This window comes from Pseudogracilibacillus auburnensis (assembly GCF_003201975.1).
Classification (GTDB): domain Bacteria; phylum Bacillota; class Bacilli; order Bacillales; family Amphibacillaceae; genus Pseudogracilibacillus; species Pseudogracilibacillus auburnensis.
Genome location: NZ_QJJQ01000022.1, coordinates 1 through 20912, shown reverse-complemented (window position 1 = coordinate 20912; position 20912 = coordinate 1). Strand labels below are relative to the sequence as shown.

Genomic DNA, 20912 nt, shown 5'->3' with positions numbered 1-20912 from the left:
AATCCTCTCTGCTCTTAAGCCCTGATCATTGCAAAATGCTTAGAAAGTATTTGTGCTTGCAATGATCAGGGCTATTTATATAACATCTCAACTATACTCCAAAAACATCTGCAACTTCTGAAGGTAAAATCGACTGTTCACTACTTAACGTCAATGGTAGATAGAGGAGATAATCATCGTGCTAAACTAACGACATGTCATAGAGTATCAAAATGACCGCGGTACTGTTTGCTCAAACTCGGTATTATTTAAAAAGATGGGGGACGAAAGAAGCTTTTTATTCAGATAGATTACTTCCTCAAGATTGTATGATTATTCCTGTAATGGGCATTAATTATGCTAATAAAATTACTCATTAAATATTTATCAATGGAAAAACTAATGATAAAAATTTTTATATTAGGGGATGTGGTATAAATGAATTATTTAACAGCCGTCTTTAGTCTATTCTTATTAACGTTGATATTACCTATTGATAATGTGCACTTAGAAAAAAAATCCTTAAAAGATTTGGCTATTGTGATTGATGATTTAGGAAATAATATGAAGGGAACAGATGAAATACTTAACTTACCAATACCATTAACAGTCGCAATTATGCCCTTTATGCCGACGACAAAAAGAGATGCTGAATTGGCACATAAAAATGGGCATGAAGTAATTGTGCATATGCCAATGGAGCCACAAAGGGGAAAGAAAAGCTGGCTAGGACCGGGTGCAATAACGTCAGATTTAAGTGATGAAGAGGTGAGACAACGAGTTCTAGATGCTTTTACTGATGTTCCTCATGCAGTAGGAATGAACAATCATATGGGCTCTAAAATAACAGAAGATGAGAGAATAATGAAAATAGTGCTTGAAGTATGTCAAGAAAATGGGATGTTTTATCTTGATATCAAAACCTCAAGCAAAAGTGTTGTAAAAAAGTTAGCAAATGAAATGAATATACCCTATTTAGAAAATAATTTATTTTTTGATGAAGTTTATTCGGTGAGTCATATTAAAAATCAAGCAAAATTGTTAGCAAGAAATATAACCTTTTTTGACCAATTTATTGCAATCGGTCACGTTGGAACATCTGGAGAAATGATCTACGAAGTATTAAATGAATACATCCCTGCATATAAAGAAGTGGCAAATTTTGTTACATTAACAGAATTAGTACCAGATCTGCAATTAGTAAAATAAAAGGTTGGGACAAAAGTGTGTTTGTTAATGAAGAGTCCGAACAATGGTAACAGTATATAACTCGCTCTGGAAATATATTTTACGCACCTTAAGGCATCTGGGCTGATGAGCTTCATCATGCTAGCGCACTATGGTTCTCACGGATGCCTTTCCTTCAGCAACGCACAATGTTTTCGATAGGACGAGATTTTATCAAGTCCCAGGACGTGCTAGTCGGCGATGGTAACATGGACGTGACCTTTCTAACCGATCTGGAGTCTAGTCTACGTATATTTCCGGAGCTAAGATAATGTATTGGTCTTTTTAGATTTGATCGTTTAAGTTATTCTCAGCCTTATTTATATTTTGTGTGACTTATTTTTATTAGTTCAGAAACAGTGACAAATTGGTAACCTTCTTCCTTTAAAACGGTAAGTATTTCATCCAGTGCCTTAACTGTTTGAGAACGATTTCCACCAGCATCATGTAATAAGACAATATCACCTGGTTGAACATTAGATGTAACGTGATTTACAATATTATTTACACTAGGCGATTTCCAATCTTTTGTATCTTGATGCCAAGACCACATAATAACGTCATACCCATTCTCTATTGCTGTATGAATAATTAAATCATTATAAATACCACCAACCGGTCGAAAGAGATTCGTTTTTTTTCCGGTGATTTCGTGAATGGCCTTTTTCGTATGATCAAGTTCATCCTTTAGTTGATCGGAATTTTTTTGATGATAAATATGGTTAAACGTGTGGTTGCCTATTTCATGACCTTCTACAGCTTGCCGTTTAATTATATCTGGATATTTTTTTGCATGAGCCCCCATGACAAAAAAAGTTGCTTTTGCTTGATGTTTTAACAACACATCTAATATTTGAGGTGTATAAGCAGGATGTGGGCCATCATCAAAAGTAAGTGCTATAAATTTTTCTTCTAAGTCCACATCCCAAAAAACTTTTCCTAACTTTTCATATTCCTCTCGATTTTTAGTGGAAGCATCGACCAGATGGGTGTAATTAAAACTAAATAAAACACAAAATACGATGAGAACTTTTTTAATCAATTGATCACCTCTTTTAAATCATTAACTTTATATTATGTTTTTTTCTATTCTTTAACCGAAAACCTGATAGTATTTTTAAAATTAATCGACATTTTGAATAAGGTCTTATGAATTTTCTAATCCAATTATGGGGTTGTTTTTTATAAGGAAAAAAGAACGCAAATAGTGTTCATTTAGCTTCATATCTTATCATGTTTTCTAACTGGAGCAGCATCTTATTATCATTTTCATTTCCTATTAACTTATGTAATAATTTGTCTATTTGCTCGTTTGTCAGAACAACAGACATGCTTGTTGCATCATTTTGATAAAGTCTTTTATCATGTGCCTTTTCATTTACCGGCATTTGTAAAATAAGTAAAGAGAAAGGCCGTAATTAAGCGTTCCAATGAATAATATCTCTTGGGTACAATATATGGATGAATGCGATAATGGAATTACATATAAGGTAGGTAATTTAGATCGATTTTATATTTTGAATTGTTTCCAAATTCGGCATAAAGTAGGCTAGTCAAGCCTAAAATAGCGAATAGGCAAACCAATAAAGTTTTCCCACTTGTCATTTTAACGCATTTAAGCTATAGTAAATATACAACAACATATCGATTTCATTTTCGGGGCAGGGCGTAATTCCCGACCGACGGTAAAAAGTTATCATAACTTTAAGCCCGTGACCTGCTATTTATTTTATAAATAGTGGCTGATCTGGTGTAAGTCCAGAGCCGACAGTTATAGTCTGGATGGGAGAAGATGAAGCTAAAAGTACAATATATTTTGTGCTTAATTTCCCTATGAAAAATGCCCTAAAACGATTTGTTTTAGGGTTTTATTATTGTAAGGAAATCATTAGCTTATCCTTCATCAATGTTTATGAATCGATATAGGGATGGAGGAGGAGATGATGATGCAGATGACAAATCGCTCATCAAAATTAGTTAAACTTGTCGTATTATCATTACTTGCAACTGTGTCACTTATTTTATTTTTTATTAGTTTTCCGTTACCAATGCTACCACCTTATTTAAAAGTAGATTTTAGTGATATTCCAGCGTTAATAGCAGGACTAATTTTTTCACCACTTGCTGGAATCTTCGTTGTATTTATGAAAAATGTTCTTTATTTTGCTTTTTCTGGTGCAACAGATCCAATAGGCGTTATTGCTAACTTTATTGCCGGAACACTATTTATTTTCCCAGTTGCTTATTTATATCACCGATACAAAGGGGTAAAAAGTGTTATTTCAGGACTCGTTATTGGGACAGCAGGGATGGCAATCATTATGAGTGTGTTAAACTATGTCATTATTTTACCGGCGTATTCGTGGCTTATTGGAATGGAAATGAATAATACGATCAAATGGACATCCGTAATTGTTGGTATTTTACCATTTAATATCTTAAAAGGGATTATAGTCAGTATGTTATTTATTCCGCTGTTTATCAAATTAAAACAGTGGATCGAACAAAAACGAGTAGAGGTAGTTGGATAAAAATAAATAAAAAAACTCCCCATAAGGCTGTAAAAATCTTAATGGGGAGTTTTTTTAATACGTGAACTATTTTGTTAACTTCGCCTTTTTATTGATTTCGCTGGGAAATCGTATATTTTCTCCGACCCATGATGATTAATTTCCCTTTTTTTAACAGTCGTTTTCGTTGTAGTTAGTGCGGGCTGTTTTTCAGATGGTCATCTCACCCTACGAAGTCGTTTATCAGATGTTCATTTTAATTGGGTATGCAACATTTATTTATTTTCGATTTGAAACAATATTTCTTTCCTTTTCTGTAATTGAAACCCTCTTTTGCTATCCTTGAAACGGTAGTGCCTTTATTTTATCCGAAAAGTAAATTTATTTTCCTTTTTAAAGGAGCCTTCGTTATATGTGCGCTCAATAAATGTGACCTCATTATCCTGATTAATGAGTAAAACAGTAGAAGACCTTGTACCATACCCATCCGTTTTAATGAAGATTGGAGATAATTTTCGTTCTAAATCCATTCCAATACCCGTATTCGGAAGTGATTCATCTGGAGCAATTTCACGGTAAGCTAATTGCTCAAATAAAGCATCCACATCTATCTCTTCATGAGTAGTTACATATTTCTGCAACATGGTTCGCGCTTTTTCTACTTTCGGCCATGGTGTATTTAATAAATGATTACTAACAGTATATGTTCCGCCGTTTAATTTCACGATGTCGGTTTGTCTATTTCCGTAATAATACAATTCATCTACGGTGCCAACAATAATGTTAAAACCGTTATAATCATCTTTTCTTTTCCGTAATTCTTTTAAAAAATCTGTTGTAGATGTTCCACCTGTCAAAAAGGATGTAACGATTTGACCACGGGAGTTTTTATTTGGATGTTCGTTCGTAGGATCACGATAATTCGTTAATGCAGCAAATCGACCTTGTTTCGTTATCCCTAGCCATGTACCCATTCTTTCTAAATCACGGCCCGCCAAAAGCTCAGGTGCATCATCCCAAAACCCTGCCTCTTTAGTCGGACGTTCGTAAAACTCATCGCGGTTTGCCGCAATAATTAATTTATATTGGGCATGATCTTGAAAATGGAGACTAATAATACACATGATTATTCCTGCTTTCTATTTGGCGTTCTTCTTCTGAACGACTCCAACTGTACAACGTGAAACACAAATTAACTTGTTTTGTTCATCGGTAATTTTTACATCCCAAACCATTGTCGTTCTACCTACATGGAGTGGGGTGGCTGTTGCAGTTACTAGTCCTTCACGCTTACTTTTTACATGGTTTGCATTAATTTCGATTCCAAAGACAGATTGCTTTTCTTCATCTACATTTAATAAACCACCGATACTTGCAGCAGTTTCCGCCAATAATACGCTTGCCCCACCATGCAAAAATCCAGCAGGCTGGTGTGTACGTTCATCTACAGGCATGGTCATGATGACTTGATCTTTATCGAGCTTTATCACTTCAATTCCAAGTGCATTCATTAATGTGTTATTCATGTAAACATCCCCCTATATTAATTTACTTAAAAGTAAAGAAAATCCTAATAAAAACCCATAAATAGAGTTTGTCTTACCAGTATTGATCATTGCCGGCATCATTTCAAGTGGCTTTGTTTTACCACGGAAGCCATGAATGACGTCCATTGCTTTTTTTATACTTAAAAAAGTCAGAAGAGACCAAAGTGGGAGGATTCCCATAAAGATAAATGTTGCAGTCAAAAGGTATGCAACAAAGAATAAACTCCCTAAAAATCGAATCGCATTTATTCTACCGAGTAAAATGGCAATCGTTTTTCGACCATTTTCTTTATCATTATCTAAATCACGAATATTGTTTGCAAGTAAAATCGCGCCGATAAAAATGGCGATAGGAATAGAAATGAGAATAACTTCTTTCGTCATCGTTAATGTTTGAATATAGTAACTAATCGCGATAATGACTGTTCCCATTAACAGACCCGCAAATAATTCACCAAATGGAGTATAGGCAATGGGGATTGGCCCACCCGTGTATAAATAGCCGATAAACATGGATGCAGCACCGATTATTGCAATCCACCAACTAGATGCGAAACAAATATACACTCCGAGTAAAATGGCGATCCCGAAAAAAGTTAATCCTAAGCGGAGTACTGTTTTGGGTGCAATCCCATCACGGACAATCGTTCCACCAATTCCGACTGACTCTTCATTATCTAAGCCCCGGACATAATCATAATATTCATTAAACATATTCGTTGCAGCCTGAATTAATATGGAAGCAAATAACATGGCTAAAAACAAATTCACTTGAAAAATATTTTCACTTACAAATGCAAACATCGTACCGACAAAGACAGGGATAAACGAAGCAGTTAACGTATGAGGCCTTAACAATCGCCACCATACTTGAAACCCGTCTTGTTCATTCAAAGCTTGTTTGATATCTGTTTTATCTTGACTCATCTTTAATCTCCCTTGGTGATTGTTGAAGTTTTTGGTAAAATAACTGTCATATTAAACAATGTAAAAGCTTTTTCTTTGAAAATAAAATTGTCATCTTCCTCTTCATATTATGGAAATCATTTGCACATGTCAATGTAACGAGTTCATTATAAGAATTTACATTCACTTTGTAAAAAATGAGCCTTTCCTTGAGAATCCACTTAAAAGAGAATAAAATAGAGTAGTGGCCTATATGCTGCGTATTATTGGAGGTATATACATGATTGAACTTGAGGAAAAGACTTTACAATCCTTTTTATATAAAGCAATCGATGAAGCGATCTCTTTACGAAAACAACCATTGTTTAGTTGGACAAAGAAGATCGATAAAGTTGATTTAATAGATGTGTTTCAAGCTGCAAAAAATACGAAGAAAGATCGTTTGTTTTGGACAAATAGTTCGAATGATTTTGCACTTGTTGGAGTCGGTTGTACACATAAAGTGATTGGACATGAAGACCGATTTGAACAATTGCAAAAAGAATGGAAAAATATCCTTCAAGAGGCAATCATTCATGATCACTTTAAAGAAGTTGGGACAGGTTTAGTTGCACTCGGTGGTATGTCTTTTGATCCGAAAAGGGAGAAAAGTGGACTATGGGCAAAGTATCCGACAAGTCAATTAACAATTCCAGCGTATATGGTCGTTAAAAATAATAGTAACTATTATTTAACGATGAATCGTTATTTAACAAATAAGGACAATATTGAACAGATTATTCATGAAGTAAATACGATGGAGAAAATTTTATTAACCGAAACAGAGCACCATCATAGCACGCAAAAAGTGATTGCCAAAAAAGAAATCGCACCAAACACATGGAAAAAAACTGTTCAAAAAGCAGTCGATGAAATAAAACAAAATCGAGCTAAAAAAATTGTACTCGCGCGAGAGATGCGTCTAAAGTTAAATAAAGACGCAAATATTGCGGGCATGTTAAAAAAACTAATTAACACGCAACCAAATAGTTATATCTTTGCATTTGAGCAAGATGATAATTGCTTTTTAGGAGCAACTCCCGAAAGGCTTGTTCAAGTACAAGGTGATAAGCTATTGTCTACGTGTTTGGCAGGGACAGCTCCACGTGGAAAAACGAAAGAAGAAGATGCAACAATTGCACGAAGTTTACTATTTGATCAAAAGAATCGTGAAGAACATGATTATGTTGTGCAAATGATTAAACAAAATATTGAAAAATATTGTGAAGCAATCGATATTCCAAAGGAGCCGGTAATCTATCCACTCCGAAACCTACAACACTTATACACTCCGGTAACAGCGAAGTTAAAGCCAAGTTATACAGTGTTTGATATCATAAAAAAATTGCACCCAACTCCTGCATTAGGAGGAGTTCCAAGGGAAAAAGCATTAGCGTTTATTCGAGAAGAAGAACGTTTAGATCGAGGCTGGTATGGAGCACCGATCGGCTGGCTTGATAGCAATAAAAATAGTGAATTCGCCGTTGCTATTCGTTCAGGATTGATCCAAAAAGATGAGGTTTCCCTTTTTGCCGGTTGTGGTGTAATGCGTGATTCAGATCCAGAAATGGAATACGATGAAACGAACGTGAAATTTTTACCGATGCTTCATATTATGGAGGCCAATGATGAGTCATATTGAAAATTTAACTCGCTATACTGCAAGCTTTGTTGATGAATTAGTTTGTAGTGGGCTTACCCATGTTGTTGTTTCACCTGGGTCAAGATCCACTCCGCTTGCAGTATTATGTGCAGAACATCAGCGTATAAAGGAATGGGTTATCATCGATGAACGTTCTGCAGCCTATTTTGCATTAGGTATTGCAAAACAAACGAATAAACCTGTTGCACTTGTCTGTACATCGGGAACAGCAGCAGCTAATTATTTTCCCGCAATCGTTGAAGCATATTATGCTCGTGTCCCGCTCATTGTATTGACGGCAGACCGCCCTCATGAATTACGGGGAGTCGGGGCTTCCCAAACAATCACTCAAATAAATATGTATGGACAGTTTGTCAAAGATTTTCAAGAAATGGCGTTACCAGATCGTTCACCTGAAATGCTTCGCTATGTACGTAGTAGTGCCGCACGGGCAGTTCGAAAAGCAATGCAAGGAAATCCAGGCCCTGTTCATTATAATTTTCCATTTCGAGAACCGTTAATGCCCAATGTGCATATGGACGGTTTATGGGGGGAACGCACTGGAAATTGTTATAATAGTGTATATGACGGAAAAAAACGATTACAGGAACAGCAATTACAACTGTTCGTTCAAAAGCTTGCTACACATAAAAAAGGGGTGATTGTTTGTGGTCCCCAAGTGGACGAATCATTAGGAATGCATCTTACCGCACTTAGTGAGCAGTTACAAATTCCTGTACTTGCCGATCCATTATCACAGCTACGAGCAGGCGGGCACGGGAAAAATACGATTATTTCTACGTATGACGCGATGTTACGTTCAAAAGAACTGCGAGCAAAGCTAACACCTGATTATATTATTCGTTTTGGTGCGATGCCAATTTCAAAAAATTATTTGTTTTATTTAGAGGAACATGAAGACGTGTTACAAATCGTCGTGGAAGATAATGAAGCGATGCGCGAACCAACCAATCATCATAGTGAATATATTTTTGCAGATGGTAGCTTACTATGTAAAGATGTACTACCACTTTTCCGTCAGGTGAAGAGAGACGATACTTGGTTATCCAAATGGCGAAAGCTGAATGAAATCGTCATGGAGGAATTGGAAGATAGGGAAGCAGATGCGTTGTTAACGGAAGGAAAAGCTGTCCAACATGTACTACAAATGATTCCAAACGAAAGTGTTATTTTTGTAGCAAACAGCATGCCAGTTAGAGATTTAGATACATTTTTTACTCCGAATGATAAACAAATGACCGTACATGCAAATCGTGGAGTTAGTGGAATCGATGGGACAGTGTCTAGTGCACTTGGCGTTGCCGCAACAACAGATAAACATGTCACGTTAATCGTAGGGGACTTAAGTTTTTATCATGATTTAAATAGTTTACTTGTTGCCAAACAATATAAAATAAGGCTAACAATTTTACTTATTAATAATAATGGTGGGGGAATCTTTTCATTTTTACCACAAGCGAATGAAAAGAAACATTTTGAAGCTCTATTCGGTACGCCTCTAAACATTGACTTTGAAAAAGCAGTATCCATGTATGGTGGATCATATGAACTTGTATTAAATCATGCTAGTTTAGAAGCAGCTTTACAAAAGGCCTATAAGATAAGCGGTTTATCTGTCATTGAAGTACAAACAGATCGAGCGGAAAATGTTGCCTGGCATCGAGAACTTTTTGGAAAAATAGAGCAGAGGTTACTGAAAAATGAATGATAATTTGATAGCAGTTGAAGATACCACTTATGGTTACACTAAGCAGGGAAGTGGCGAACCAATCGTTTTACTACATGGGTTTACAGGGAGTAGTAAAACGTGGGAAAATGTAGTTCCGAATTTGGCAAAAGAATATCAAGTCATTACGATTGATTTACCAGGTCATGGCAGAACGACTGGTTCCTCCCCTAAGACGATGGAAGCATTTTGCCGTGATTTAAAACAAATGCTTACATTCTTACAGATTGAAACATGTCATTTGCTCGGCTATTCACTTGGTGGACGTACAGCATTATCTTTTGCCATGTATTATCCTGAAATCGTAAAAACACTTATCTTAGAAAGTGCGTCACCAGGTTTGAAAACGGAAGAAGAAAGAAAAGCCCGGATAGAAAAGGATGCTAAGTTAGCAGAGCAAATCATGGTAAACGGAGTAGCTAGCTTTGTTCATTATTGGGAGAATATCCCGCTTTTTCAGTCGCAAAAACGGTTACCGCAAGACGTCCGCGATAAAATCCGTATGGAACGAATGAAACAAACAGAGGAAGGTCTAGCTAATTCACTATTATATATGGGGACTGGAAAACAACCATCTTGGTGGAAACAATTGCAACAAGTAATTGTACCAGTTTTATTAATTGCTGGAGCGAAGGATCAGAAATTTGTCCAAATAACTAAAGAAATGGATTCCCAAATAAAAGATGCACAACTTTCCATCATAAAAGATACTGGTCATGCTGTTCATGTTGAACAAGTTGAAAAGTTTGCTAAAATAGTAAGGGAGTTCTTGAGAGAAAAAATATACATAAAAGAGGGTGCTCGAAAGTGACAGTACAATGGGAAAAAGTAAGAGAATATAAGGAAATCATTTTTGAAAAATATAATGGTGTCGCTAAAATTACGATGAATCGACCAGAGAAACATAATGCTTTTACTCCACTCACTGTAAATGAAATGATCGATGCTTTTGCCGATGCAAGAGATGATTCTTCGATTGGAGTCATTGTTTTAACAGGTGCAGGAGAGAAAGCATTTTGTTCGGGTGGTGACCAATCTGTTCGTGGTCATGGAGGATATGTAGGAGATGACCAAGTACCGCGACTAAACGTGTTAGATTTACAGCGCCTTATCCGCACCATTCCAAAACCTGTCATTGCAATGGTAAATGGGTATGCCATTGGCGGTGGACATGTACTTCACATTATTTGTGATTTAACGATTGCTTCAGAAAACGCAACATTTGGACAAACTGGACCGAAAGTTGGTAGCTTTGATGCGGGATATGGTGCAGGTTATTTAGCGCGTATGGTTGGACATAAACGTGCGCGTGAAATTTGGTATTTATGCCGTCAATATAGTGCAGCTGATGCATATGAAATGGGGATGGTCAATACCGTTGTACCACTAGAAAAATTAGAAGAAGAAACATTACAATGGTGTGAAGAAATTTTGGAAAAATCACCAACGGCATTACGATTCTTAAAAGCATCCTTTAACGCGGATACAGATGGACTTGCAGGTTTGCAGCAAATGGGCGGAGATGCAACACTTCTTTACTATACGACAGACGAAGCAAAAGAAGGAAGAGATGCATTCAAAGAAAAACGTAAACCAGATTTTGATCAATTCCCACGTTTTCCTTAAACGAAATTAGTTGTTGAAATGAAGGCTGCGGTATAACAAATCGATACACCCAAAAGACGAACGATTATAGAAAAGAAAGTTAAGATTATCACTTTTATAGCGGTTGGATGATAAATATAAACGTAGTTGAAATAAACTGCGCAGTAACTTCTAGGTTGTTTTCCGCTGCGGATCATTGCTTTTTAGCGGGCACGGCTTCAGCCCTCCGACGCACAATGTTTATTGTGACGAGTAATCGCAGTCGCAGGACGTGCTAGTGCAAATCTTTACGTTGGGACGAGTAATCACAGTCCCAGCCCCAGGACGTCGCGTACTTAACCTACCTCGGAAGAAAACCACTTCCTGCGGGGTCTTCAGACATGTGGGACTATGCTAAATGCTCGTCTCATCGAAGAACATTTGCTTTTCCCGTAGGAGTCAATGATCCTCCGCTCCAAACAACCACCAGAATAGTGGAAGCACGTGCATCGTACTGTTTATATACTAGCGAAGAAATGCACGGAGACTCCTGTGGGAGGAAAGGGAGGCTACTGAAAAACTAAAGGTTATGAGCATACTTAGTTGATTGGAACGTAAGGTGGCGACTCCAGCGGAAAAAGCAACAGAGGAACGCAGACTAAGAACGCCACGTCCTTATGTCTTCGTCTGCGCTAGTACATCCTGTACGTCAGAAAATCCCGCAGGAAGCGCACTTTGCTTCCGAGGAAGCCCGGGGTTGCCCGCAGAAAGCGTCCATCTGAAGTGGAATCAACAGCCAAGGGACTTTTTCAGTGCTATCAGGAAAGGCATTGGTGAGACTACGCAGTGCGATATTTAAGGAAGGCCAACTAAAACCGCCCTTTGCGGGCAACGTCGGCATACCCCTTGTCGGGGCACCGCCCACGGTAAAGGAGACACTGTGAAAACCAAGCGGTAGCGCAGGAAGAACAGATGTCGCTCTTATGCCCTATGGTGAAAGCGCAGTGCATTTTCGTAGCGGTCTGATAATTGACACCAAGTTATAAAACGGGCAAATGAAAAGTTTGAATGAATGCAAATATTTTATCGAAGAAATATAGTTCGGATTATTTTCGGACTAAAACACTTCTTTCCAAGCTTCTGTCAGTGTAGAAGGAGATTTTTATATGTTGAATGAAACGATGCCTCATTGGTTAACAAAACAAGCAGAATTATCCCCTCATAAAATTGCCATCGAAAATACGGATGATCGTACACTTTCTTTTTTGCAGTTGGAACAAGAAAGTAAAACTTTTGCTAAAAAGATTGCTACTTTAGGAATCGGAGAAAATGCAAAAGTAGCCATCTTATCGACGAATCGAACCGATATGGTAATTGCGATCCACGCACTTTCCTATTTAAAAGCAGTGGCAGTGTTACTTAATACACGACTTTCAAAACAAGAATTACAGTATCAATTAAAACAGTCAGAAACAACTTTAGTGATAACGACAGAAAGACTTCGTAACGACAAAAAACTTGATTTTCCACTTCAAAAAACCTATTCTGACATACAAGTGTTGAATGAAGCGGAAATAAAACTGCCAACGCAAATAAATGTACAAGATCCTTTTACGATGATGTTTACATCAGGGACGACGGGCAATCCGAAAGGGGTCATCCATACATATGGTAACCATTGGGCAAGTGCTATCGGCTCTATGTTAAATCTTGGGCTTAATAAGGACGATAAATGGTTATTAACATTACCAATTTTTCATGTTGGTGGTTTATCGATCTTACTCCGCAGTGTTATTTATGGGATGACTGTTTTTTTAATGGAAAAATATGATTCGAACCAATTTTATGAAACAATTATGGAGAAAAAAATAACGATCATATCACTTGTAACGCTAATGTTAAAACAATTTCTTAAAAAGGTAGGAAAAACTCCTTTACCAAATCATGTCCGTTGTTTTTTACTTGGTGGTGGATCTGTACCTGAACCAATTTTAAAACAAGTGGCTGAAAAACAAATTCCACTGTTTCAGTCTTATGGCATGACAGAAACAAGTTCACAAATTGTAACATTGAGTGCTGACTATGCATTTGAAAAATTAGGTTCAGCTGGGAAACCTTTATTTCAAGCAGCCCTTAAAATATGGAATCAAAATGAAGAAGGGATAGGAGAAATTGTTGTAAAAGGTCCGATGGTAATGAAAGGTTATGTGAACAACGAACAAGCGAATGAATCGTCTTTTGAAGATGGTTGGTTTAAGACAGGAGATTTGGGTTATCTAGACGAAGATAACTTTTTATATGTAGTTGATCGTAGAACGGATTTAATTATATCGGGCGGAGAAAATATTTATCCATCTGAAATTGAAAATGTGATTCTAGGTGTTGAAGGAATAGTAGAAGTTGCTGTTATTGGAAGAAAAGATGAAACATGGGGGCAAGTTCCTGTTGCATTTGTTGTTCGATCATGTAGTGACGTTTCACAACAAATGATTGATGAGCACATCAAAATAAAGCTAGCCTCATTTAAATTACCTAAAAAAATGTATTTTGTACAATCTTTACCAAGAAATGCTTCTAATAAAATAATGCGTCATAAACTTAAAGACTTGTTAGAGGAATAGACAGCAGATTAATTTTTATATCTTGCATGTATTTTCTATTATGAGACAAATTATAGTAGGAGGTGCTTGCAGGTGGAAAAAAAGAAATATTATGTTAGTTTACAATCGAGAGAAATATCACAAGTAAAACATGGAAACAATGCGGATTTTACCATTCATGCAACGGAAGCCGAAGTCACCATGCTAAGGAAAAAGTTAGACGATATTCATGCTGCTGAATTGGATACGTATTGGCGAGCCCACGTCCCTATTATGCCTTATCACAATGATCCTTCAAATGATCGTTATGACAAGTCATTATCGGAAGCGTTTGAGATGATTTATCAATTAGGCGATGACCAAGCAAAGTCCTTTATTGAAGAAAGTGGATTTTTAAGTGATAGGCCGATTGACCCTAATGGATAAAGTCATGTAACAGCACAATCATTTCTATTTTGAGCCGTTAATGATATTATACAATAGAGGAACAGTAACGGACGTAAAAAGGTAGTTGTTGTTGTCATGAATTATACATTTAGAGATTTTTACCATAATGAAGTACAATTATCGTTTGAACATCAACCATTTTCAAAAACACCAAAACATGTATGGGTCATCTGTAAGTATAAAAAGCAATGGCTTCTTACAAAGCATGGAAGTAGAGGACTGGAATTTCCGGGTGGGAAAGTGGAAGAAGGGGAGACTGCCCAAGAAGCAGCAATCCGTGAAGTGATGGAAGAAACCGGTGGTGTAGTGAAAGACCTTCATTATATTGCGCAATATTTTGTCTCTGGAAAAAGTGGTACGATTATAAAAAATGTCTACTTTGCACATATAGATTCGTTAGTTGAACAAGATACGTATTATGAAACAGACGGTCCAAAGCTTCTCAATCATATTCCGACCAATGTGAAAAAGAGTCATCGCTACAGTTTTATGATGAAAGATGATGTACTTTCACACTGTCTACAATTTGTAGTAGAAAAATATTGCCAATAAAAAATTGCCTTTCCCGCCAAGTGCAGGGGCAATTTTTTATTTGGCGTGCGCTTGCACTAATCCTGCATGTGGATGAAAAAACAAGATTTTGAGTTAGGCTGTATGTTTGATTAGCCAACTTTCCAACTTTTCAACGATTTTATACATGATAGCAGCAAGTAGTGCAATCACAACTAAACTGGACATAACTAATGTAAAGTCAAACACTTGGAATCCATAAATAATTAAATACCCGAGTCCTTTATTGGAAACGAGAAACTCTCCTACGATTACACCAACCCAGCTAAGGCCAACGTTCACTTTTAAGGTAGAAATCATCGTTGGTAAAGTTGCTGGGAAAATCGCCTCTTTAAAACATTGCCGTCTTGTTGCTCCAAAACTTTTTAATACTTTTTCATAGTTTGGATCGACTTCATTAAATGCAGAATAAACGACTAATGTTGTAATAATAACGGATATAATCGCCCCCATCATAATGATAGACAGATACCCTGGTCCAAATGCAACAATAATGATTGGTCCTAAAGCCACTTTGGGCATGGCATTAAAAATAACTAAATAAGGATCAGCTATTTTCGCAAGTCTTACAGATGACCAGAGTATAGAGGCGAGAATAATCCCTAAAACAGTACCGATAATAAATCCTAATACTGTTTCAAATAATGTTACTTGTAAAGCATTCAACATAGAACCATCTAATACTTTTTCGTATAGTAATGATGAAACCTTCGTTGGCGAACTAAAGAGTAACGGATCGATTAAATGCAGGCGACTTGCTATTTCCCACAGACTTAAAAACAATAGAAACAATACAATTTGCCAAAATGTAACGATCCTTTTTTCGATTTTTATTTTTCGTAAATAATTATCGTGAAATATGCGATCAATCGTTTCTTTCATGAAGCGTCATTCCTTTCTCCTTATTTAAATGTTGCCAAACTTCATCAAATAAGGCTTGATATTTTGGATGACGTCTAACAAAAAAAGGTTCTTCCTCCCGTAATTCTTTTGGAACAAAAAATGTCTTGATGATTTTTCCTGGAGTAGCGTCCATTAAAAAAATTCGATCACTCATCGAAATTGCTTCTCCAAGGTCATGTGTTACTAAAATAGCTGTTTTGTTATATGTTTTCATCATTTTTGCGACTAAATTTTCGAGCTTAAGTTTTGTTACATAATCAAGTGCAGAAAATGGCTCATCGAACAATAAAATTTCAGGATTTTTAATCAAAGTGCGAACGAGAGCAACACGTTGTCTCATCCCACCAGAAAGTTCAGATGGATAATCATGTTCCGTATGTTTTAAATTCACTTCATCTAATAATTTTCTCGCTTGGGAAATGGTATTTTCCGTTATATTATTACTAACTTTTGGCCCGAGTAAAATATTAGCCATAATCGTTTTCCAAGGAAATAAATAATCTTGCTGCAACATATAACCAATATTTAAAGGGGAATTCATTAATGATTCTTTTTTTAACGTAATTTCCCCTTCTGTCTGCTTCATTAAACGAGCAATGATCGATAAAATGGTTGATTTTCCGCATCCGCTAGGCCCGATAATGGAGACAAATTCTCCTTCTTCAATAGATAAAGAAATGTCATCTAGCGCTTTCGTATATCCCGATGTTGAAAAATAGTAGTGTGATACTTTATCTAAGGTTAAAAATGTCATGCCTTTTCCCCCTAGTCTTCTGTAACCTCGTTTGCAATATCCGTATTCACTAATTCATCATATGGTGCCTGTTTCGGAAGTTCCCCAGCTTCTTCCATTATTGTTTGTAAATGATTCCACGATTCTTCAGATAATAACGGTGTTTCTGCAAAGGAGTCTTGCTGTTTGTAACGTTCAATCGAGGAGGCAAGTATGTCAAGCTCCGTATCTTCAAAATATGGTTGCACCACTTTTGCGATTTCCTCTGAATCAGTTTCCTGTACCCATTGTTGGGCTTTATAAATAGCTTTTGTGAAACTTTTTACGATGTCTTCATTTTCGACTAGATAACTTTCTTTTGTCATAAATACTGTATATGGTAAAAAATCTGATTCTTCACCGAATGATGCAATAACATGCCCTTTACCTTCTTTTTCAAACATACTTGCAGTAGGTTCAAATAATTGAACATATTCGGCATCACCAGAAACAAATGCACCAGGAATATTAGCAAAGTCAATATTTTGAATCAGCTCTAAATCGTCATGTGGATCAATATTGTGTTTCTTTAACACAAATTCTCCAACCATTTGTGGCATTCCACCTTTTCGTTGACCTAAAAAGATGCTATCTTTTGTGTCCTCCCATGTAAAATTGGGCTTATCTGATTTTGAAACTAAAAAGGTACCATCTGTTTGGGTAAGCTGCGCGAAGTTAATCACTATGTCGGATGCATCTTGTGCATAAACATAAATCGATGTTTCAGAACCGACTAGTGCAATATCCGCATTATCTGATAAAAGAGCAGTCATTGTTTTATCGCCACCCCAAGTCGTTTGAAGATCCACCTCTAATCCTTCCTCTTCAAAATAGCCATTTTCAATTGCAACATATTGAGGGGTATAAAATACAGAACGAGTAACTTCAGCCAGTTTAATTTCAGAAACATCTTTACTAGAACATGCACTAAATAAAGTGAGCATGATGAATGTGAAGCAACATAACAAGGTGATCCTTTTCATCCGATTCGACTCCTTTACATTTATCGTATATCAACATCAGCCTATGCAAAAAAGGAGGAATTTGTGAAAAAGAAATTGACAAATGACAGGTGTAACTATGTGCAAAAATAAGATAGATTTTGTAGAGAGGTAGATCACTATGAAAAGATAATGTTCTCCTTTAGAAGAATGTTCAAAAAGTCCACCAAAAATCACCCAAGGGATGATTCCTCAGGCATGAAATTTATGGAAAGCCGTAAAGTGTAACCCGTTGCAGTATCCTTCGTGTATGAATTTCATGGAAAGCCGTAAGAAGTAACCCGTTGCAGTTCCCCTCGTGTATGAATTTCATGGAAAGCCGTAAGAAGTAACCCGTTGCGGCTTCCTTCGTGTATGAATTTCATGGAAAGCCGTAAGAAGTAACCCGTTGCGGCTTCCTTCGGGTATGAATTTCATGGAAAGCCGTAAGAAGTAACCCGTTGCAGTTCCCCTCGTGTATAAATTTCATGGAAAGCCGTAAGAAGTAACCCGTTGCGGTTTCCCTCGTGTATGAATTTCATGGAAAGCCGTAAGAAGTAACCCGTTGCAGTTCCCCTCGTGTATAAATTTCATGGAAAGCCGTAAGAAGTAACCCGTTGCAGTATCCTTCGTGTATGAATTTCATGGAAAGCCGTAAGAAGTAACCCGTTGCAGTATCCTTCGTGTATGAATTTCATGGAAAGCCGTAAGAAGTAACCCGTTGCGGTTACCCTCGTGTATGAATTTCATTGAAAGCCGCAAGAAGTAACCCGTTGCGGTTTCCCTCGTGTATGAATTTCATGGAAAACCGTAAGAAGTAACCCGTTGCGGCTTCCTTCGTGTATGAATTTCATGGAAAGCCGTAAGAAGTAACCCGTTGCAGTTCCCCTCGTGTACGAATTTCATGGAAAGCCGTAAGAAGTACCCCGTTGCAGTTCCTCTCGTGTATGAATTTCATGGAAAGCCGTAAGAAGTAACCCGTTGCGGTATCCTTCGTGTATGAATTTCATGGAAAGCCGTAAGAAGTAACCCGTTGCGGTTACCCTCGTGTATGAATTTCATGGAAAGACGTAAAAAAATAACCCGCAACTGTCGCCAGTGGGGCTGAACCAGAAAAAGATTTGGGTAGCAAGTGAATAGTTAAAAACCGACCCATTCAGAGGAGTCGGTTTTCGTTCTAGTTTATTTGAAAATTGGACCAGCATTTTTAATATCATCACTTGCGTGTGTGAATTTTTCAAAGTTTTTGTGGAATTCATTTGCTAAGTTTTGTGCTGTTTTGTCATATGCCTCTTTATCTTCCCAAGTGTTTCTAGGAACCAATACTTCATCTGGTACCCCTGGAACGTGTGCAGGAATATTTAGTCCGAAAATGTCATCTTGAACTGTTTCAATCGTATTTAATTCACCCTCTAAAGCTGCATGGATCATCGCACGTGTGTAGGAAAGCTTCATACGATTTCCCACACCATAAGGCCCGCCAGTCCAACCAGTATTAACTAAAAATACATTTGAATTAAATTGGTCGATTTTTTCACCAAGCATTTGTGCATACTTATCAGGTGAAAGTGGTAAAAATGGAGAGCCAAAGCATGCTGAGAACGTTGCTTCTGGTTCCGTAATTCCACGTTCTGTTCCCGCTAATTTACTCGTGTAGCCACTTAAGAAATGATACATTGCTTGTTCTTTCGTAAGTTTACTAATCGGCGGTAAAGTACCGGATGCATCAGCAGTTAAGAAAATAATTGTATTTGGATGTCCAGCAACACTTGGGACAACGATATTATCAATATTTTCTAATGGGTATGCTGCTCTTGTGTTTTCTGTTAAAGAAGTATCAGCATAATTTGGTTCACGAGTATCTTCATCAAGTACTACGTTTTCTAGTACTGATCCAAATCGAATAGCACCATAAATTTGTGGTTCTTTTTCTTGTGATAAATCAACACATTTTGCATAACAGCCACCTTCAATATTGAAGACACCATTCGGGCTCCAGCCATGCTCATCATCACCGATTAATTTACGGTATGGATCAGCAGAAAGAGTTGTTTTTCCTGTTCCTGAAAGACCGAAGAATAATGAAACATCACCTTCTTCACCAACATTTGCGGAACAATGCATTGAGAGTACGTTCTGCTGTGGTAATAAGTAGTTCATGACAGAAAAGATCGACTTTTTAATTTCACCAGCATATTCTGTTCCTCCAATAAGAACGACACGCTTTTTAAATGAAATAACGATAAATGTTTCTGAATTTGTTCCATCTTCAACAGGATCTGCTTTACAATTAGGTGCAGAAAGAACGGTAAACTCAGATTGGTGATTTTTTAACTCTTCTTCCGTTGGCGTAATAAATAATTGACGGGCAAATAAATTATGCCATGCGTATTCATTGACTACTTCAACTGGTAGGCGATATTTTGGATCAGCGCCAGCGAACCCTTTAAAAGAAAATAATTCATTATTCTCTTTTAAATGTGTCATCACTTTATTGTATAATTTTTCAAAAGAAGCTTCTTCAAGAGGTTGGTTCACTGATCCCCAGTCAACGATGTTTTCAGTAACATTATCACGAACGATAAAACGGTCTTTAGGGGAACGACCTGTATATTTTCCCGTAGTAGCTCGAACCGAACCAGTTGCAGTTAAAACACCTTCATCATTGGATAAAATCTTTTCTACTAATAATGGAACGGATAAATTTGTATGAATATTATTATTTAAATGTTCTTGTGTCACAGTTGACTTTGCTGTCATGTTCATTACACTTACCATCCTTTTTTCGAGATTCTAGAATATAGTATAACACATTAGGTTAAATAGTCCATACTAATATTAAATGAAACAATGATTTTACAGAAATAAAAATGTACTTTTCGACCAAATATCCTTATTATATGCATAGTTAAGCGATATTATAAAATGTTTCAAATTTGTGAAATTACTCACAAACAATGAGTGCACCGTCAAAAATAAAAAAATGTGCTCCATTAATAAGTATGAGTCATTCATTATTCAATGAAGCAAGGATGAATCTGAACTATATAAATGGATTAAAACCGTTACTTTCTGCTCCAGGCGAACGCTTTTCTTAAGGTCTATTGGAGCCTCTGACGTACAATGTTTATTGCGACGAATAATCGTAAGTGCTAGTGTCAATGACGTCACAAATCTTAATGGTGATGCGAACGAATGTGCAAAGGCCTTCGATGGGAGGAGTAGGTGCAGTCCCAGTCCCAGGACGTGGTTTCCTTATTCCGCATTCCTCTTATGCTATTCCCATAGGAGTCGTCATCTTTCGCTACAAGAAATTTATTTAGCGTTTTTTATTCAAGGACATTTTACTTGAACCTCTCATGATTAAAGTCACGAGATTCTTGGGAACAAAGCATACTTGAGAGTGGTGGCATACACTACCCACAGTGGTTTCTCTTATACACCAAGCTATCTCCGCAG

The 20912-nt window shown here is 36.9% G+C and carries 17 protein-coding genes and 1 riboswitch; of the genes, 9 read left to right on the top strand and 8 right to left on the bottom strand.

Translation table 11 applies throughout. The annotated features are described in order from the left end of the window. Positions 1-417: 417 nt before the first annotated feature. Positions 418-1188, top strand: coding sequence for a divergent polysaccharide deacetylase family protein (locus DFR56_RS20670; protein ID WP_110397360.1), 771 nt, complete (start codon positions 418-420; stop codon positions 1186-1188). A gap of 334 nt (positions 1189-1522) precedes the next feature. On the opposite strand, the gene DFR56_RS20665 is transcribed toward DFR56_RS20670, so the two are convergent. Next, the gene (locus DFR56_RS20665) at positions 1523-2248 is read right to left on the bottom strand and encodes a polysaccharide deacetylase family protein (protein WP_110397359.1); all 726 of its coding nucleotides are present in this window, start codon (positions 2246-2248) and stop codon (positions 1523-1525) included. 606 nt (positions 2249-2854) lie between these two features. Further along, positions 2855-3004: riboswitch (FMN riboswitch) on the top strand. A gap of 148 nt (positions 3005-3152) precedes the next feature. On the opposite strand from DFR56_RS20665, the gene DFR56_RS20660 reads away from it, so the two are divergent. Continuing rightward, the gene (locus tag DFR56_RS20660; RefSeq protein ID WP_110397358.1) at positions 3153-3737 is read left to right on the top strand and encodes an ECF transporter S component; all 585 of its coding nucleotides are present in this window, start codon (positions 3153-3155) and stop codon (positions 3735-3737) included. Positions 3738-4075: 338 nt separating this feature from the next. Here DFR56_RS20660 and DFR56_RS20655 read toward each other — a convergent pair whose 3' ends face one another. Genes DFR56_RS20655 through DFR56_RS20645 form a run of 3 tightly spaced genes read right to left on the bottom strand, consistent with a single transcriptional unit; the run spans position 4076 to position 6190 of the window. Further along, positions 4076-4840, bottom strand: a complete 765-nt coding sequence (locus DFR56_RS20655) for an NRDE family protein (RefSeq protein WP_110397357.1) — start codon at positions 4838-4840, stop codon at positions 4076-4078. A gap of 15 nt (positions 4841-4855) precedes the next feature. Further along, positions 4856-5242 carry a hotdog fold thioesterase gene (locus DFR56_RS20650; protein WP_110397356.1) on the bottom strand — a complete coding sequence of 129 codons (387 nt, stop codon included), beginning with the start codon at positions 5240-5242 and terminating at the stop codon, positions 4856-4858. A 12-nt stretch (positions 5243-5254) separates the two neighbouring features. Continuing rightward, the gene (locus tag DFR56_RS20645) at positions 5255-6190 is read right to left on the bottom strand and encodes a 1,4-dihydroxy-2-naphthoate polyprenyltransferase (RefSeq protein ID WP_110397355.1); all 936 of its coding nucleotides are present in this window, start codon (positions 6188-6190) and stop codon (positions 5255-5257) included. 259 nt (positions 6191-6449) lie between these two features. Here DFR56_RS20645 and DFR56_RS20640 point away from each other — a divergent pair, with 259 nt between their 5' ends. The 7 genes from DFR56_RS20640 (at position 6450) to ytkD (ending at position 14780) form a co-directional block, all read left to right on the top strand. Beyond that, positions 6450-7850: an isochorismate synthase gene (locus tag DFR56_RS20640; RefSeq protein ID WP_110397354.1), complete on the top strand. Its 1401-nt coding sequence runs from the start codon at positions 6450-6452 to the stop codon at positions 7848-7850. After that, positions 7837-9579, top strand: a complete 1743-nt coding sequence (gene menD / locus DFR56_RS20635; RefSeq protein WP_110397353.1) for a 2-succinyl-5-enolpyruvyl-6-hydroxy-3-cyclohexene-1-carboxylic-acid synthase — start codon at positions 7837-7839, stop codon at positions 9577-9579. Before DFR56_RS20640 ends, menD begins: the two co-directional genes overlap by 14 nt. Continuing rightward, positions 9572-10408, top strand: a complete 837-nt coding sequence (gene menH / locus DFR56_RS20630) for a 2-succinyl-6-hydroxy-2,4-cyclohexadiene-1-carboxylate synthase (RefSeq protein WP_110397352.1) — start codon at positions 9572-9574, stop codon at positions 10406-10408. Before menD ends, menH begins: the two co-directional genes overlap by 8 nt. Continuing rightward, positions 10405-11223 (top strand): 1,4-dihydroxy-2-naphthoyl-CoA synthase, encoded by an 819-nt coding sequence (gene menB / locus DFR56_RS20625; RefSeq protein ID WP_110397351.1) that lies wholly within the window; start codon positions 10405-10407, stop codon positions 11221-11223. Before menH ends, menB begins: the two co-directional genes overlap by 4 nt. A 1124-nt stretch (positions 11224-12347) precedes the next feature. Further along, a complete protein-coding gene (locus DFR56_RS20615; protein WP_110397349.1) occupies positions 12348-13802 on the top strand; it encodes an o-succinylbenzoate--CoA ligase in 1455 nt (484 codons plus the stop codon). Positions 13803-13874: 72 nt separating this feature from the next. Beyond that, positions 13875-14207 (top strand): hydrolase, encoded by a 333-nt coding sequence (locus tag DFR56_RS20610; RefSeq protein WP_110397348.1) that lies wholly within the window; start codon positions 13875-13877, stop codon positions 14205-14207. 96 nt (positions 14208-14303) lie between these two features. Then, a complete protein-coding gene (ytkD, locus tag DFR56_RS20605) occupies positions 14304-14780 on the top strand; it encodes an RNA deprotection pyrophosphohydrolase (RefSeq protein ID WP_110397347.1) in 477 nt (158 codons plus the stop codon). Positions 14781-14873: 93 nt separating this feature from the next. On the opposite strand, the gene DFR56_RS20600 is transcribed toward ytkD, so the two are convergent. The 4 genes from DFR56_RS20600 to pckA form a co-directional block, all read right to left on the bottom strand. After that, a complete protein-coding gene (locus DFR56_RS20600; RefSeq protein WP_110397346.1) occupies positions 14874-15680 on the bottom strand; it encodes an ABC transporter permease in 807 nt (268 codons plus the stop codon). Continuing rightward, complete coding sequence (locus DFR56_RS20595) at positions 15664-16455, bottom strand: ABC transporter ATP-binding protein (RefSeq protein ID WP_110397345.1); 792 nt, start codon at positions 16453-16455, stop codon at positions 15664-15666. The genes DFR56_RS20600 and DFR56_RS20595 overlap by 17 nt, the downstream gene beginning before the upstream one ends. 11 nt (positions 16456-16466) lie before the next feature. Beyond that, on the bottom strand, positions 16467-17456 hold the full coding sequence (locus DFR56_RS20590; RefSeq protein WP_110397344.1) for an ABC transporter substrate-binding protein: 990 nt from the start codon (positions 17454-17456) through the stop codon (positions 16467-16469). Between the two features lie 1179 nt (positions 17457-18635). Continuing rightward, positions 18636-20219 carry a phosphoenolpyruvate carboxykinase (ATP) gene (gene pckA, locus DFR56_RS20585; RefSeq protein WP_110397343.1) on the bottom strand — a complete coding sequence of 528 codons (1584 nt, stop codon included), beginning with the start codon at positions 20217-20219 and terminating at the stop codon, positions 18636-18638. Between the last annotated feature and the right edge of the window lie 693 nt (positions 20220-20912).